Origin of the sequence: Amycolatopsis eburnea (assembly GCF_003937945.1) — a bacterium.
Classification (GTDB): domain Bacteria; phylum Actinomycetota; class Actinomycetes; order Mycobacteriales; family Pseudonocardiaceae; genus Amycolatopsis; species Amycolatopsis eburnea.
Genome location: NZ_RSEC01000021.1, coordinates 43,781 through 58,404, shown reverse-complemented (window position 1 = coordinate 58,404; position 14,624 = coordinate 43,781). Strand labels below are relative to the sequence as shown.

Here is a 14,624-nt window from a genome sequence, read left to right as displayed (position 1 = left end):
TGCCCATGCGTGTGCTGATGCTGTCGTGGGAGTACCCGCCAGTGGCCATCGGAGGCCTGGCCCGGCACGTGCACGCGCTCGCCACCCACCTGGCGCGCCAGGGTCACGAGGTCGTCGTGCTCTGCCGCCACGCCGCCGGCACCGACGCCGGGACGCACCCGCGCAGCGACCGCGTGGTCGAGGGCGTGCGGATCATCCGGGTCGCCGAGGACCCGATGCACGTGACGTTCGAGCGGGACCTCGTCGCCTGGACGCTGGCCATGGGGCACGCCATGATCCGCGCCGCCCACGACCTGCTGCGCACCTGGCAGCCCGATGTCGTCCACGCGCACGACTGGCTGGTCGCGCACCCGGCGATCGCGATCGCCGAGGCCGCGCGGGTGCCGCTGGTCGGCACCATCCACGCGACCGAGGCCGGCCGGCACTCGGGCTGGCTTTCGCACCCGCTGAACCAGCAGGTGCACTCGGTCGAGTGGTGGCTGGCGAACCGCGCCGACGCGCTGATCACCTGCTCGCAGGCCATGCGCCGCGAGGTCGCGCACCTCTTCGAGGTCGAGGCCGCCGACGTCACGGTGATCCACAACGGCATCGAGGAACGCGGCTGGCAGGTGCCGGCGAAGGAGATCGCCCGCGCCCGCGAGGTCTACAGCCCGGCCGGCGCGCCGCTGTTGCTCTACTTCGGACGGCTCGAGTGGGAGAAGGGCGTGCAGGACCTGCTCGCCGCGCTCCCCCGCATCCGGCGCCGCCACCCGGGCACGCGCGTGGTCGTCGCCGGAAAAGGACGGCACTTCGACGAGCTGGTCGAACAGTCGCGGAAGCTGCGGGTGCGGCGCGCGGTCGACTTCGTCGGGCACCTCTCCGACCGCGACCTGCGGGCGGCACTGGCCGCCGCCGACGCCGTCGTGCTGCCCAGCCGGTACGAGCCGTTCGGGATCGTCGCGCTGGAGGCCGCGGCCGCGAAGGCGCCGCTCGTGGCGTCGACCGCCGGCGGGCTCGGCGAGGTCGTGGTGCACGGGGAGACCGGGCTCGCGTTCAGCCCCGGCGATGTCGCGGAATTGACCAACGCCGTGACGGCGGTGCTCAGCGACGCTCCGGCCGCGGCGAAGCGGGCGAAGGCGGCGCAGTCGCGGCTGGCCGCGGACTTCGACTGGAGCCGGATCGCCGAGGCGACCGCCGACGTCTACCGCCGCGCGAAGCCGGCCGAACCGGTGGAGCTGCCGCGGCCGAAGATCGCCACCGGCAACGCGTTCGAGCCGGTCGCGGCCGGGATCCCGAAACTGTAGGTAGCGGACCGCTCAGAAGCGGCAGGGGCGGACGCAGTCCGGCTGCCCCGCGACGGTTCCGGCCGGGGTCACCACGGCACCGTAGGAAAACGACAACACGACGAAGAGGGCGGCGACGGCCGTTCTCAACCTGCTGGTCATGGGGACTCCTCGGGGGCGATGGCGCGATGGGCGCCCTCGGAGCGAGCATCCGCGCCGCTCCCCGGGGAAACAACAGGTGGAACAGTAGGGGTGGCTACGCAATCGCGTAGCGTGACCGGTCAGCGGGTTCCGGTGAGGATCCGCACCCGGACCGCCTCGCGGAGCGGTCCGTGCGCGGGGCTCATGGCCGAAAAAACGCCACCGACTATTTGCTCGACGGTCAGCGTGGTCGCGTAGTCGACAACGCGCAGGTCGACGGCGTAACCGGCGGCCGCCAGCGCCGCCGCGTAGCGCTCCTGGCTCGCCTCGTCAGTGCCGCACGTGCTGTGCAGCGGTGTCCCCAGGTACGCCGAAACGACGTCCCGCAGCGCGGCGGACCACGCGGTGTCCTGGAGCCACAGCGGCTCGCCGTTCGTCACCACCGCGATGCCGCCGCCGGGGCGCAGCAGCGGGCGAACGGCCGAAAACAGCCGTTCGTGGTCCATCCAGTGCAACGCCTGGGCGACCGTCACCGCGGCCAGGCGGCCGTTGCCGAAAAGCGGCAACAGCGCGCCGACGTCGGTGTCGGCGCCGAGCAGCCAGCTGACGTTCGGCAGCGGGGTCGCCCGGCGGGCCTGCTCCAGCATGGCCGGCTCCGGGTCCATGCCGAGGACCGCGCCCGCCCGGGCGGCCAGGACCCGGGTGAGCTGGCCGGTGCCGCAGCCGAGGTTGAGGACGACGTCGTCGCGGGTCAGCGCGAACGCCGCGGCCAGCTCGTCCGCCGCGCCGGTGTGGTCATCTTTCGACCATGCCCCGGACGCCGGGCGGGCGGACCTAGAACACCGGCAGCAGGAGGCCGTGTTCGGACGCCGGGCGCGGGCCGAAGATGCGGCGGTCGGACTCCTCGATCGGGACGTCGTTGATGCTCGCCTCGCGCCGGCGCATCAGGCCTTCGTCGCTGAACTCCCAGAGCTCGTTGCCGTAGCTGCGGAACCACCGGCCTTCGGCGGTGCGGGACTCGTACTGGAACCGGACGCCGATGCGGTTGCCGCGGAAGCCCCACAGCTCCTTGCGCAGCGCGTAGTCCAGCTCGCGCTCCCACTTCGCGGTCAGGAACCGGACGATCTCGGCGCGGCCCACGACGTGCCGGTCGCGGTTCCGCCAGACCGAGTCCTCGGTGTAGGCCAGCGAGACCCGCTCCGGGTCGCGGGTGTTCCACGCGTCTTCGGCGGCCTGGACCTTCTGGCGGGCAGTGTCCTCGTCGAAGGGCGGGAACGGGGGTCGCGAGGTCATGGCAGCTCCTTCCGGACGCGGAGAACGTGCGTTCTCCACTACGTCCGCTACCGTAGAGAACGCTCATTCTCCGCGCCAGAGGCAGGTGACGTGAATTCCACGGAAGCAACCGGCCGGCTGCTCGAAGCCGCCGAAGAGCTCTTCTACGCGCACGGGGTGCAGGCGGTCGGGATGGACGCCGTCCGCGAGCGCTCCGGCGTCTCGCTCAAGCGGCTCTACCAGTGCTTCCCGGCGAAGAACGACCTGGTCGAGGCCTACTTGCGCCGCCGGGACCAGCGCTGGCGGAAGTCGTTGCGCGATTTCGTCCACGCCCGCGGCGACGACCCGCTCGCCGTCTTCGACTGGCTCGCGGAGTGGTTCGCCGAACCCGGCTTCCGGGGCTGTGCGTTCATCAACTCCTTCGGCGAGTTCGGCGAACCGGCGCCCGGCATCGCCGCCGCGATCCGGCTGCACAAGGACGAGGTGCGCGCGTACCTGCGTGGTCTGATTTCCGACCAGAGGGTGGCCGACCAGCTGTTTTCGCTGGTCGAGGGCGCGACCGTGCTCGCCGCGATCACCGGTGACCCGGGCGAGGCGAACACGGCCCGCGAAGCCGCGAAGGTGCTGCTGGCCGCTCAGGGGTAGAGCGTCAGACCCGGGTCGAGCGCGATCTCCGTCAACTGCGTGAGGCTCAACGGCGGCGACGGCATGTCGGGCGCACCGCCCCGCTTGGCGTCCCCGGCGACGTTCTCCGCGTCGAGGATGACGCCGGTGCCGTCGGGCCTGGTGACTTCCGATCGGTACATCGTCGGGCCGCCGGGCTGGCGCACCGTGGATTCCAGGATCGTTTCGCCGTGGGGCCCGGTCCGGCGGTGGCACGATCCCTCCGTCCGCTCGGGCGGGGGCGTGCATTCGGTCGACGGCGTCGCGTTGCCGCCGAGCCGGGTGACGATCGCCATGAGGTTGCCCTTGCGCTCGCCCTTCGCCGTCGTGGCCGACGACGTGAAGTAGTCCTCGCCGCCGCTGCACGTGCTTTCGTGGGGAACGGGCGCCGAGAACACGTGGAAGAACTCGAGCGGACCGTGCGCGACCCCCTTCGGGTAGACACCGTGTTCGTGGGGGCCGAGCGTGGTGCCCGCGGCCAGCCGCTGCTGGACCGCGGCCGTGAGCACCGCCGTGAGCCGGCTCGACGCGGCCGCCGACGTCTCCGGGATCGGCGCGCCGGTCTGCGGCGGGTACGGCAGGACAGCGCAGGGATTCTCCGACGGCGTCTTGCTCGCCGCGGGCGGCACGAGCGCTGGTGCGGGAGCCCCGGGCACGAACGCCACCGCCACCCCGGCGGCGACCGCCGCCACGCCCGCGCCCGCGGCGGTCCACGGGTTCGCCACCCGGCGCACCCGCGCCCGGCGGCGTTCGCGGTCCAGCACCGCCTCGACGTCCACTGTGGACGGTGGCACGACGCCGATCGCCGCGTCGAACTGGTCCTTGCTCATGGTGCCTCCTTCAGCTCTGGCTCGCGGCGACGAGCGCGCGCAGCGAGTCGAGCCCGCGCGCGGTCTGGCTCTTCACGGTTCCGGTCGAACACTCGAGGATCTCGGCGGTCTCCTCGACGGAAAGGTCGCAGTAGTAGCGCAGCACGACCGCGGCCCGGCGCCGCGGCGGCAGCGCGTCGAGCAGTTCCAGCAGGCCGATCCGCTCGACGACGTCGTCGGCGGGCAGCACCGCCGGCTCCGGCAGCGTGTCCGCCGGTTCCTCGCGCCGCCACGCCCTGGCCTTCTCGTCCAGCCAGGTCCGCACCAGGATGCGGCGCACGTAAGCGTCGAGGTGCTCGACGCGGCGGGCCCGCGGCCAGTGCCGGTACAGCTTGCCGATGGTGATCGACACCAGGTCGTCGGCGAGGTGCCAGTCGCGGCACAGCAGGTAGGCCGTGCGGCGCAGGACCTCCATCCGCGCCGTGACGTAGTCGCGGTACCCCGCTTCTTCGGACCGTTTCACCGATTCCTCCTCGTCGCCCCCACACCCGGTGGAACGGGGTGCGCCGCCTTCGGGGTTGCTCCGGCATCGGAATCCGGGCAACCCGCGGGCGCGCCGGTGCCGTTCCACGAGCTGAGGGACCCCGACAGTGAGGAACCATCCCATGAGGAAACCGATCACCGCGGTCGTCGCGGTGGCACTGGCCGCGGGCGTGCTGTCCGCACCCGGCGCGGCGGCCGCCCCGGCGGAGCGAGCGCTCGTCACGCCGGCCCGGATCACGCTGGTCACCGGCGACCAGGTGCTCCTCGACGGCGCGAACGTCCGCGTGCTGCCCGCCCGCCGCGACCGGCCGGTGCCGTTCCGGCAGTACGTCCGCCACGGCGATCAGTACGTCCTGCCCGGCGACGCCGCCGGGCTGGTCGGCGCCGGAAGGCTCGACGAGCAGCTGTTCAACGTCACCGGCCTGCTGCGCCAGGGCTACGACGACGCGCACACCCCGCACGTGCCGCTGCTGGTCCGCTCACCCGGTCCGGCGCTCGCGGCACGCACCGGCGTGACCGCTCGCGCTTCCGCGCTCGGCTACACCGCGCTCGACGAACCGAAGTCCGGCGCCGCGGCGTTCTGGAACCGGCTCGCCACCGAACCCGCCACGCTCGCGGCGGGCGGCGCGAAGGTGTGGCTGAACGCGAAGGTGCGCGCGACGCTCGACCAGAGCGTGCCGCAGATCGGCGCGCCCACGGCGTGGCAGGCGGGCCTGACCGGCCGCGGTGTACCCGTCGCGGTGCTCGACACCGGGATCGACGGCACGCACCCGGACCTGGCCGGCCGCGTGGCGCTGAGCAGGGACTTCACCGGCAAGGGCAGCGTCGAGGACGGCGCGGGGCACGGCACGCACGTCGCTTCGACGATCGCCGGCTCCGGCAGCAAGTACAAGGGCGTCGCGCCCGGCGCGTCGCTGGCCGTCGGGAAGGTCCTCGACGACGCCGGCGACGGCACGCTCGACACCGTGCTGGCCGGGATGCAGTGGGCGGTGACCGAAGCGCACGCCCGCGTCGTGAACATGAGCCTCGGCGGCGGGCCGTCGGACGGGACCGACCCGGTGTCCGAAGCCGTGAACACCCTGTCGCGGCAGTACGGCACGCTCTTCGTCGTCGCCGCGGGCAACTTCGGCGCGGACGAATCGGTCGCGAGCCCGGCCGCGGCGGACGCGGCGCTCGCCGTGGCCAGTGTGTCCAAAAAGGACATTCTCAGCCCGTTCTCCAGCCGTGGCCCGAGGATCGGCGACGGCACCGCGAAGCCGGACGTCGCGGCGCCCGGCGAGGCGATCACCGCGGCCTGGCCCGGCGGCGGCTACCAGGCGCTGAGCGGGACGTCGATGGCGACGCCGCACGTCGCGGGCTCGGCCGCGATCCTCGCCCAGCAGCACCCGGACTGGACCGCGGACCGGCTCAAGGCGGCCCTCACCAGCACCGCGGCCCCGGTCGACGCCGGGCCGGCCGCGGTCGGCACCGGCCGCGTCGACGTCGCCCGCGCGACGACCACGGTGGTCACCGCCACCGGCAGCGCGTCCGCGTACCTCCCCTGGCCCAACCGCGGGACGACGAAGAAGGCCACCGTCACCTGGTACAACTCCGGCGCCACCCCGGTCACGCTGTCGCTGGGGGCGTCCGTCGAGGGCGTGAGCTTCCCGCCGAACGTCACCGTTCCGGCGGGCGGGAGCACCCCCGTCGAGCTGACCTTCACCGCGCAGGACGGCCACCCGGGCACCCGCTCCGGCGTCCTGACCGCGACCGGCGACGGCGTCACCACGCGGACCGCGTTGTCGCTGCGGCAGGAAGCCGAGACCTACGACCTGACCGTCGGCCTCGTGGACCGCGACGGCCACCCATGGGCGCCGACGGGCTACCCGCCGGTGACGATCCTCGACCTGGACACCGGCGCGCTCACCCAGGGCGAGCCGGGCACCTTCCGGCTGCCGCGCGGCCGCTACGTCGTGAACAGCGTCATCGAGACGCCGCGGCCGGGCCGGGAACCGTCGTACAGCTTCCTCACCCACCCCGAACTGGTCCTGGACCACGCCGTCACGCAGACCTTGGACGCGCGCGAGGGCAAGCCGGTGTCGCTGGAGCCGGACAACCCGGCCGCGCGCGGCGGCACGCAAAGCGTCGAACGGCTGAGCCGGGTCACGGCCTGCGGGTGCGTCTTCGCCGACGGCTTCGACCTCGACCCGCGCTTCCACGAAGCGTTCGCCGCGACGGTCCCGGGCACGTCGTCGGCGACCTTCGCCCTCAGCCAGGAGCGCCGCGCCACCGAGCCGGACCTGGAGCTGACCGCGGACGACGGGCAGCCGTTCGCCGTCCGGGGCGTCTGGCTGGAGTCGGCCGCTCCGGAGGGCTCCAGCACGCTCCCGGTCGTGTCCGGCGGCGAAGGCACGCCCGCGGACCTGGCCGAGATCGACGCGCGCGGCAAGCTCGTCGTCCTCCGGCTGCCGGTGGGCATCCGGGTCGACGAGGCGTACCAGCGGCTGGCCAACGTCGAGAACGCCGGCGCGAAACTCGGCTTCGTCGCGCTTTCCGGCGGCGCGGCCGGGACCACGGTCCTCGGCGGCGGGCTGCCGGTCCTGCACCTGCCGGTGATCTGGGGTGGGCCGGGCGTCACCGCGCAGCGGTTCACGGAACTGGCGAAGACCGGCGACGCGACCGCGACGGTCGTCAGCCGTCCCGCGCCGCGCTTCCGCTACGAACTGGGCGACGGCGTCGAGGGCCAGCTGACGGCTCCGCGCGTGCAGCGGCCCCGCACCCGCGACCTCGCCGAAGTGCGCACCGCCTACCACGACAACGCCCCCGGCGAGGTCCGGTACGTCGCCGGGCGCGAGTTCTTCGGCCGGATGGTCGGGTACGGCTACACCGAACCCGTTGCCGCGCAACAGGAACGCCTCGAGTACTACTCCCCCGGCCAGTGGGACAGCGTGTGGACGTCCGGGTTCCGCGGCGAGCTGACCGAGCGGCTGGACCTGGCCGCGGGCAAGAAGTACCAGCTGAGCTGGAACGAAGCCGTGGCCGGGCCGTCGTTGCGCGGGCTGACCGTGACGCACTCGGGCGAGCAGCCGCGGCCGTGGGCGTGGCGCAAGGACGGCGTCTTCGACCTGTGGCTGCCGCTGTTCGGCGACGCCGCCGGCCGGCCGCGCAAGCCCGAATCCGCCGCCGGGGACACGGGTTCGGTGACCCTCGCCAAGGACGGTGTCGCGATTCCCGTGGAGCCTTCCGGGGAACCGACGCTGGCCCAGATCCCGGTGCCGGACGCCGACGGCGCGTACCGGCTCACCGCCGAAGCGCACCGGCACCCCGGCTGGTGGCCACTGTGGACGGATGTCACCGCGGAGTGGGGCTTCCGCTCGTCGGCCGCCGCGGACGGCCAGGCGCTTCCCTTGCTGAGCGCCCGGTTCGCGCCCGCGGTCGACCTGCGCAACAGCGCACCGGCCGGCCGGGTCTTCACGTTCCCGGCCTTCGTCGAGCGGCAAGGCGGTGGCAGCGGGACGAAACTGGCCGTCGAAGTGTCCACTGACGACGGACGCACCTGGCGGCCCGCGCCGTCGCTCCGGACCGGGGACCACTGGACGGTCGCCGTGCGGAACCCGGCGGGCGGGTTCGTCTCGCTGCGGGCGAGCGCGGCCGACAACCGCGGGAACACCGTGCGGCAGACGGTGATCCGGGCGTACGCGGTGGGCTGACGCGAAAAATGAACCGGTCCCGGTGGCGGGGAGCCGCCGCCACCGGGACCGGTCCGGACCCACACCATCCCAAACAGTGTGGAATCCGCCCGCCCCTCGTCAGGTAGGGGCGGGCGGGGCCCCTGCTACCGGGCGTCCGTGAGGTACCGCGCGTAGGCACCCGTGGTGAGGAAGCTCGGCAGCTTCTCGCCCAGCGCGGTTTCGGTGAAGATCTCGTACGCGTCGTCGAGGCGGTTGCCCGCACCCAGCTCGGCGCGCACCGAAGCCAGTTCGTCGTCCAGGAACTCGACCGCCAGCTCGCGGGTCAGCGCGGTGCCGTCCTCGAGCTTCGTGCCGTTGCGGATCCACTGCCACACCTGGCAGCGCGCGATCTCCGCGGTGGCCGCGTCCTCCATCAGGTTGTGGATCGCCGCGGCGCCGGTGCCGCGCAGCCACGCGTCGACGTACCGCAGCGCCACGTTGATGTTCGCGCGCACGCCCGCTTCGGTGACCTCGCCGCCGGCGCTGGCGACGTCGAGCAGGTCCTCGGCGGTGACGTGGACGTCCTCGCGCAGCTTGCCGAGCTGGTTGGGCCAGCCGCCGAGCACGTCGTCGAAGACCTCGCGGCAGATCGGGACCAGGCCCGGGTGGGCGACCCAGGAGCCGTCGAACCCGTCGCCGGCCTCGCGTTCCTTGTCGGCACGGACCTTCTCGACGGCGATCTCGTTCACCGCCGGGTCCTTGCTCGGGATGAACGCGGCCATCCCGCCGATGGCGTGCGCGCCGCGCTGGTGGCAGGTGCTCACCAGCAGCTCGGTGTAGGCCCGCATGAACGGCACGGTCATGGTGACCTGCGCGCGGTCCGGCAGCACGAAGTCGGCGCCGTGCGCGGCGAAGTTCTTGATCAGGCTGAAGATGTAGTCCCAGCGGCCGGCGTTCAGACCGGCGGCGTGCTCGCGCAGCTCGTAGAGGATCTCGTCCATCTCGAACGCGGCGGTGATCGTCTCGATCAGCACGGTGGCGCGGATCGTGCCGCGCGGGACGCCGAGTTCGCGCTGCGCCATCAGGAAGACGTCGTTCCACAGCCGCGCTTCGAGGTGGTTCTCCAGCTTCGGCAGGTAGAAGTACGGGCCGACGCCGCGGGCAAGCAGCTGGCGCGCGTTGTGGAAGAAGTACAGGCCGAAGTCGACCAGGCTTGCCGACACCGGGCGGCCGTCGATGCGGATGTGCTTCTCCACCAGGTGCCAGCCGCGGGGGCGCGCGACGATCGTCGCCGGGTCGTCGCCGATGGTGTAGCGCTTGCCGGCCTCGGTGGTGAAGTCGATGTTGCGGCGGATCGCGTCGAAGAGGTTGAGCTGGCCGTCGATGACGTTGTGCCACGTCGGCGACGTCGCGTCCTCGAAGTCCGCCAGCCAGACCTTCGCGCCCGAGTTCAGCGCGTTGACCGTCATCTTGCGGTCGGTCGGGCCGGTGATCTCGACGCGGCGGTCCTCCAGGCCCGGCGCCGTCGGGGCGACCTGCCACGACCGGTCCTCGCGGATCCGGCGCGTCTCGGGCAGGAAGCCGAGCGGCTTCTCGCCGGACTGCAGTTCCTCGCGCCGCGTGCGGCGGGCGTCGAGCAGCTCGCGCCGGCGACCGGCGAACGTGTTGTCCAGCTTGGCCAGGAAGTCGAGCGCCGCCGGGGTGAGGATCTCCGCGAACCGGCCCTCGACCGGCCCGGTGACCTCGATGCGGTAGTTCAGCCGATCAACCATGGGGTGCCTCCACGAGCTGTGCAGGGAAGGAAAGAAAGGGAGGGACGCGGCCTGACGACGGGAGGGGGGTGCCGCCGTCAGGCCGCGGCCGGGATCAGTGGAACTGGGCTTCTTCGGTGGAGCCCTTGAGCGCGGTGGTCGAGCTCTCCGGGTTCAGCGCCGTCGCGACGTTGTCGAAGTAGCCGGTGCCGACCTCGCGCTGGTGCTTGGTGGCGGTGTAGCCGCGGCTCTCCGAAGCGAACTCGCGCTCCTGCAGGTCGACGTAGGCGGTCATGCCCTCGCGGGCGTAGCCGTGCGCCAGGTCGAACATCGAGTAGTTCAGCGCGTGGAAGCCGGCCAGCGTGATGAACTGGAACTTGTAGCCCATGTGGCCGAGCTCGCGCTGGAACTTCGCGATCGTCGCGTCGTCCAGGTGCTTCTTCCAGTTGAACGACGGCGAGCAGTTGTAGGCCAGCATCTGGTCCGGGAACTTCGCCTTGATCGCCTCGGCGTACTTGCGCGCCACCTCGAGGTCGGGCTCCGAGGTCTCCATCCAGAGCAGGTCGGCGTACTGGGCGTAGGCCAGGCCGCGCTCGATGCAGGGCTCGATGCCGTTGCGGACCTCGTAGAAGCCCTCGGCGGTCCGGCCGCCGGTGAGGAACTGCTGGTCGCGCTCGTCGACGTCGCTGGTCAGCAGCGTCGCGGCCTGCGCGTCGGTGCGGGCGACGACCAGGGTCGGCACGTTCAGCACGTCGGACGCCAGCCGCGCGGCGTTCAGCGTGCGCTCGTGCTGCTTGGTCGGGATCAGCACCTTGCCGCCGAGGTGGCCGCACTTCTTCTCGGACGCGAGCTGGTCTTCCCAGTGCACGCCCGCGGCGCCGGCCGCGATCATGCCCTTCATCAGCTCGAACGCGTTGAGCGGGCCGCCGAAGCCGGCCTCGGCGTCGGCGACGATCGGGGCGAACCAGTCGATGTCGGTGTTGCCCTCGGCCCAGTTGATCTGGTCGGCGCGGCCCAGCGCGTTGTTGATGCGGCGGACCACGGCCGGCACCGAGTTGGCCGGGTAGAGGCTCTGGTCGGGGTAGGTCTGGCCGGAGAGGTTGGCGTCGGCCGCGACCTGCCAGCCGGACAGGTAGATGGCCTGCAGGCCCGCGCGGACCTGCTGGACGGCCTGGTTGCCGGTGAGGGCGCCGAGCGCGTGGATGTAGTCCTCGGTGTGGAGGAGGTTCCACAGCTTCTCCGCGCCGCGGCGGGCCAGGGTGTGCTCCTCGACCACGCTGCCGCGCAGCTTGACGACGTCCTCAGCCGAGTAGGAGCGCTGCACGCCCGCCCAGCGCGGGTCGTTCGCCCACTGCGCCGCCAGCTCCGCGGCCGCCTGCTTGGCCTGTTCCGTCATCGGATCTCCCGGTGTTGCGAAGTTTGCGATTGCTCGCCTTGCCTGATTCGACCCTCACACGCCAGGGGAAATCCGGTCCAGCTGTCCAATTTGCCAATTTGTGCGAAGGGTACGTACGCTCTTTGCAAAGGTTGCGAATCACCCGGTTCGCAAGTGATCGAAAATCCGCGTTCTTGACCGTTCACGTAACCGTTCAGGGCCGGAAACCTTCCGGGAAGGAGGGCTCGAATGGAGAAGACTTTCGCCGGCGCGCGGCTGCGCCACCTCCGCGAAAGCCGCTCGATGAGCCAGGCCGATCTGGCCCGTGTGCTGGAGATCTCACCGAGCTACCTCAACCAGATCGAGCACAACTCGCGGCCGCTGACCGTCCCGGTGCTGCTGCGGATCACGCAGGCGTTCGGCGTCGACACCGAGTTCTTCGCCAACAACGACACGTCCCGGCTGGTCGCCGACGTCAAGGAAGCGCTGCTCGACGAGGTGCTCGGCGTCGACGTCACCACCGGCGAGCTCAACGACCTGGCCACGAACCTGCCGGCGATCGCGCAGGCGCTGGTCAAGCTGCACCGCAGCTACCGCAACGCCGTCGAAAGCACCGCCGCGCTGACCACGGAAAACGGCCTGGGCCTGCACGGCAGCGCCGCCGCGCCGCTGCCGCACGAAGAGGTCCGCGACTTCTTCTACGAGCGCGAGAACTACGTCGCCGAGCTGGACGACCGCGCCGAGAAGATGGCCGCGGAGATCCCGCTGCAGCGCGGCCAGGTGCTGAGCGCGCTGAAGGAACGGCTCTGGCAGCGCTACGGCGTCGAGGTGACCAGCGACGGCATCGACGAATCGGCCGGTCAGCAACACCGCTACGAGCCGGTGACGCGGGTGCTGCGGCTGGCGCCGAGCCTGCGCGTCGGGCAGCAGGCGTTTCGCATGGCTTCGCAGATCGCACTGCTCGAGTACGACGACCTGATCACCGAGCTGGCCGATTCGTGGGCGTTCTCCGGCCCGGCCGCGCGCTCGCTCGCCCGCGTCGGCCTGGCGAACTACTTCGCCGGCGCGCTGATCCTCCCCTACGGCCCGTTCCTGGCGACGGCGGAACGGTTCCGCTACGACATCGAGCGGCTGTGCGACCACTACGGCGTCGGCTTCGAGACGGTGTGCCACCGGCTGTCCACCCTGCAGCGTCCCAAGCAGCGCGGGGTGCCGTTCTCGTTCGTGCGGGTGGACCGGGCCGGGAACATGTCGAAGCGGCAGTCCGCGGCCGGGTTCCACTTCTCCCGCGTCGGCGGCGCGTGCCCGCTGTGGAACATCTACGAGGCGTTCACCCAGCCGGGCAAGATCCTGACCCAGATCGCGACCCTGCCCGACGGCAAGAGCTACTTCTGGATCGCGCGCACGGTGTCGCGCAACATCGGCGGCTACGGCAGCCCCGGCAAGACGTTCACCGTCGGCCTGGGCTGCGAACTCCGGCACGCCGGGCGGCTCGTTTACTCGACCGGCCTGGACCTGGACGAGCCCGCCGCGGCGACGCCGATCGGGATGGGCTGCAAAGTCTGCGAACGGCTGGCGTGCTCGCAGCGCGCGTTCCCGACCATCGGCAAGCAGCTCACCGTGGACGAGAACACCAGCACCTTCGTCCCCTACCCGGCGGTGCCTAAGGGCTGAGCACGTGCGTCGTCCACTTCGACTCGTCCGTGCCGAGGAGCGTGATCCGGCTCAGCAGCTCCTGCGCCGTGATGCCCGCGGCCTTCTCCTTGTCGATCGCGACGCAGGCCTCGAGCCCGTTCTTCTTCACGCACCGCGGCACGCCGAGACCGTCCTTGCGGGTGGATCCGGGCGGGGCGACGTCGATGGTCGCCAGCGCGCCGTTCGCCGAGTACTGGAGCACCAGCTTCCAGGGGACGCCGTCCTGGTCCGGCCGCCGCGAGGTGTAGGCGTCGGACAGGTGGAACGACGGCGGCAGGCTCGCGATGCGCAGCGGAAGCGGCACCCCGCGGTTCGCGAACGTCGCCCCTTCGGCCACCCGCACCAGCACCTGCTGGAGGTCGGGCCGGGCGAGGTAGTACGTGTGCAGCTGGGCCCAGCGGCCGTCGGCGGTCGGCCAGCGCAGGTAGCTGTCGCCGTGGTTGAGCGGGTCGTTCGCGTCCGCCGTCACCCAGTGGCCGTCGCGGTCGCCCACGCGCTGCGGGATCGACTTCGGCTCGCCGCTGAGGTCGCGCGGCGCGGGCGGCTCCCGGTCCGCGACCGAAAGCCACATCATCGGGGCCAGCTCGCCCCGGCCGATGGCCAGCGTCGTGTCGCCGTGCCCGCCCGCGGCGTATTCGACGCCGGTGATCTCCTCCGGCAGCCAGCCGAAGCTCGACTTCGCCACCAGCGGGTTGTCGGTGGGCCCCGGCGCGACGGGCTGGAGCTGCGGCTGGGGCTGGACGGCGGGCGGCGCGGGCGCGGGGTCGGTGCGGAACAGCGACACCGCCGTCAGCCCGCCGGCCGTCACGACCGCGGCGCAGCCCACGACCAGCGCCGTGGTCCGCGCGCGACGGCGGCGTCCCCCGGCCCGGCGGGCGCGGTCGATGTCGAGGCGGGACGGCGGAGCGGGCACGTCGGCCAGTTCCTTGAGCCTGGTGGCCAGTTCGTGGTCGGTCATGCTCGTCCCTCCCGGATCGGTTCGCCCAGCAGCTCGCGGAGCGCGTCCACGGCCTTCGAGGTCTGGCTCTTGACGGTGCCTTCGGAACAGCCCAGGGCCCGCGCGGTCTCCGCCACCGGCAGGTCGCAGAAGTAGCGCAGGACGACGGTCGCGCGCTGCCGGCCGGGCAGCCGGTCCAGCGCGGCCCGCAGGTCGAGCGCCCCTTCGACGTCCGAGCCGGGCACCGGCCGCTCGTGCTCGGTGCCGCGCAGGTCCACGCGGCGCCACCACGACGTCCGCTGTTCGGCGAGGAACGTGTTGACCAGCGTCCGGCGCGCGTAGCCGTCCAGGTTGCCCGCGCGGGAGGCCCGGGGCCAGTTCGCGTAGAGCCTGGTGATCGCCGACTGGACCAGGTCGTCGGCCCGGTGCCAGTCGCCGCAGAGCAGGTACGCGACCTTGCGCAGCCAGCCCGCGCGGGCGGTCACGTACTCGGTGAAGTCGTCCACCGGCGTCCCCCATCCTGTTC

Annotated in this window: 13 protein-coding genes; 4 read left to right on the top strand and 9 right to left on the bottom strand. The window is 72.2% G+C overall.

Annotation, left to right across the window (positions count from 1 at the left end; genetic code table 11):
* Positions 1-5: 5 nt before the first annotated feature.
* A complete protein-coding gene (locus tag EIY87_RS04165; RefSeq protein ID WP_125306312.1) occupies positions 6-1,283 on the top strand; it encodes a glycosyltransferase family 4 protein in 1,278 nt (425 codons plus the stop codon).
* Positions 1,284-1,295: 12 nt separating this feature from the next.
* Here EIY87_RS04165 and EIY87_RS48875 read toward each other — a convergent pair whose 3' ends face one another.
* From EIY87_RS48875 to EIY87_RS04155, 3 genes are all read right to left on the bottom strand, one after another.
* The gene (locus EIY87_RS48875) at positions 1,296-1,424 is read right to left on the bottom strand and encodes a hypothetical protein (RefSeq protein WP_255482257.1); all 129 of its coding nucleotides are present in this window, start codon (positions 1,422-1,424) and stop codon (positions 1,296-1,298) included.
* A 119-nt stretch (positions 1,425-1,543) separates the two neighbouring features.
* A complete protein-coding gene (locus EIY87_RS04160; protein ID WP_263855601.1) occupies positions 1,544-2,158 on the bottom strand; it encodes a class I SAM-dependent methyltransferase in 615 nt (204 codons plus the stop codon).
* Positions 2,159-2,237: 79 nt separating this feature from the next.
* On the bottom strand, positions 2,238-2,696 hold the full coding sequence (locus tag EIY87_RS04155; RefSeq protein ID WP_125306310.1) for a nuclear transport factor 2 family protein: 459 nt from the start codon (positions 2,694-2,696) through the stop codon (positions 2,238-2,240).
* A 90-nt stretch (positions 2,697-2,786) separates the two neighbouring features.
* On the opposite strand from EIY87_RS04155, the gene EIY87_RS04150 reads away from it, so the two are divergent.
* A complete protein-coding gene (locus EIY87_RS04150) occupies positions 2,787-3,320 on the top strand; it encodes a TetR/AcrR family transcriptional regulator (RefSeq protein WP_125306309.1) in 534 nt (177 codons plus the stop codon).
* On the opposite strand, the gene EIY87_RS04145 is transcribed toward EIY87_RS04150, so the two are convergent.
* Both EIY87_RS04145 and EIY87_RS04140 read right to left on the bottom strand, forming a co-directional pair.
* Positions 3,311-4,168 carry a hypothetical protein gene (locus EIY87_RS04145; protein WP_125306308.1) on the bottom strand — a complete coding sequence of 286 codons (858 nt, stop codon included), beginning with the start codon at positions 4,166-4,168 and terminating at the stop codon, positions 3,311-3,313. The genes EIY87_RS04150 and EIY87_RS04145 overlap by 10 nt on opposite strands.
* 10 nt (positions 4,169-4,178) lie before the next feature.
* Positions 4,179-4,670: a SigE family RNA polymerase sigma factor gene (locus EIY87_RS04140; RefSeq protein WP_125306307.1), complete on the bottom strand. Its 492-nt coding sequence runs from the start codon at positions 4,668-4,670 to the stop codon at positions 4,179-4,181.
* 142 nt (positions 4,671-4,812) lie between these two features.
* On the opposite strand from EIY87_RS04140, the gene EIY87_RS04135 reads away from it, so the two are divergent.
* Positions 4,813-8,379 carry a S8 family serine peptidase gene (locus tag EIY87_RS04135; protein ID WP_125306306.1) on the top strand — a complete coding sequence of 1,189 codons (3,567 nt, stop codon included), beginning with the start codon at positions 4,813-4,815 and terminating at the stop codon, positions 8,377-8,379.
* A 125-nt stretch (positions 8,380-8,504) separates the two neighbouring features.
* Here the strand turns inward: EIY87_RS04135 and aceB are convergent, their stop codons facing one another.
* The gene (gene aceB, locus EIY87_RS04130; RefSeq protein WP_125306305.1) at positions 8,505-10,112 is read right to left on the bottom strand and encodes a malate synthase A; all 1,608 of its coding nucleotides are present in this window, start codon (positions 10,110-10,112) and stop codon (positions 8,505-8,507) included.
* Between the two features lie 94 nt (positions 10,113-10,206).
* Entirely contained in the window at positions 10,207-11,487 is a 1,281-nt protein-coding gene (aceA, locus tag EIY87_RS04125; RefSeq protein WP_125306304.1) for an isocitrate lyase, read from the bottom strand.
* Between the two features lie 228 nt (positions 11,488-11,715).
* On the opposite strand from aceA, the gene EIY87_RS04120 reads away from it, so the two are divergent.
* Positions 11,716-13,140 (top strand): short-chain fatty acyl-CoA regulator family protein, encoded by a 1,425-nt coding sequence (locus EIY87_RS04120; RefSeq protein ID WP_125306303.1) that lies wholly within the window; start codon positions 11,716-11,718, stop codon positions 13,138-13,140.
* On the opposite strand, the gene EIY87_RS04115 is transcribed toward EIY87_RS04120, so the two are convergent.
* Both EIY87_RS04115 and EIY87_RS04110 read right to left on the bottom strand, forming a co-directional pair.
* The gene (locus EIY87_RS04115) at positions 13,130-14,119 is read right to left on the bottom strand and encodes a hypothetical protein (RefSeq protein ID WP_125306302.1); all 990 of its coding nucleotides are present in this window, start codon (positions 14,117-14,119) and stop codon (positions 13,130-13,132) included. The two genes, EIY87_RS04120 and EIY87_RS04115, sit on opposite strands and share 11 nt — an antisense overlap.
* A complete protein-coding gene (locus EIY87_RS04110; RefSeq protein ID WP_125306301.1) occupies positions 14,116-14,604 on the bottom strand; it encodes a SigE family RNA polymerase sigma factor in 489 nt (162 codons plus the stop codon). The genes EIY87_RS04115 and EIY87_RS04110 overlap by 4 nt, the downstream gene beginning before the upstream one ends.
* Positions 14,605-14,624: the final 20 nt, after the last annotated feature.

What these genes read in the sequence shown, in the direction of transcription:
- EIY87_RS04135 (WP_125306306.1), top strand. Translation starts at nt 4,813, where the DNA reads ATGAGGAAACCGATCACCGCGGTCGTCGCGGTGGCACTGGCCGCGGGC.
- aceB (WP_125306305.1), bottom strand. Translation starts at nt 10,112, where the DNA reads ATGGTTGATCGGCTGAACTACCGCATCGAGGTCACCGGGCCGGTCGAG.
- EIY87_RS04115 (WP_125306302.1), bottom strand. Translation starts at nt 14,119, where the DNA reads ATGACCGACCACGAACTGGCCACCAGGCTCAAGGAACTGGCCGACGTG.
- EIY87_RS04155 (WP_125306310.1), bottom strand. Translation starts at nt 2,696, where the DNA reads ATGACCTCGCGACCCCCGTTCCCGCCCTTCGACGAGGACACTGCCCGC.
- EIY87_RS48875 (WP_255482257.1), bottom strand. Translation starts at nt 1,424, where the DNA reads ATGACCAGCAGGTTGAGAACGGCCGTCGCCGCCCTCTTCGTCGTGTTG.
- EIY87_RS04165 (WP_125306312.1), top strand. Translation starts at nt 6, where the DNA reads ATGCGTGTGCTGATGCTGTCGTGGGAGTACCCGCCAGTGGCCATCGGA.
- EIY87_RS04120 (WP_125306303.1), top strand. Translation starts at nt 11,716, where the DNA reads ATGGAGAAGACTTTCGCCGGCGCGCGGCTGCGCCACCTCCGCGAAAGC.
- aceA (WP_125306304.1), bottom strand. Translation starts at nt 11,487, where the DNA reads ATGACGGAACAGGCCAAGCAGGCGGCCGCGGAGCTGGCGGCGCAGTGG.
- EIY87_RS04145 (WP_125306308.1), bottom strand. Translation starts at nt 4,168, where the DNA reads ATGAGCAAGGACCAGTTCGACGCGGCGATCGGCGTCGTGCCACCGTCC.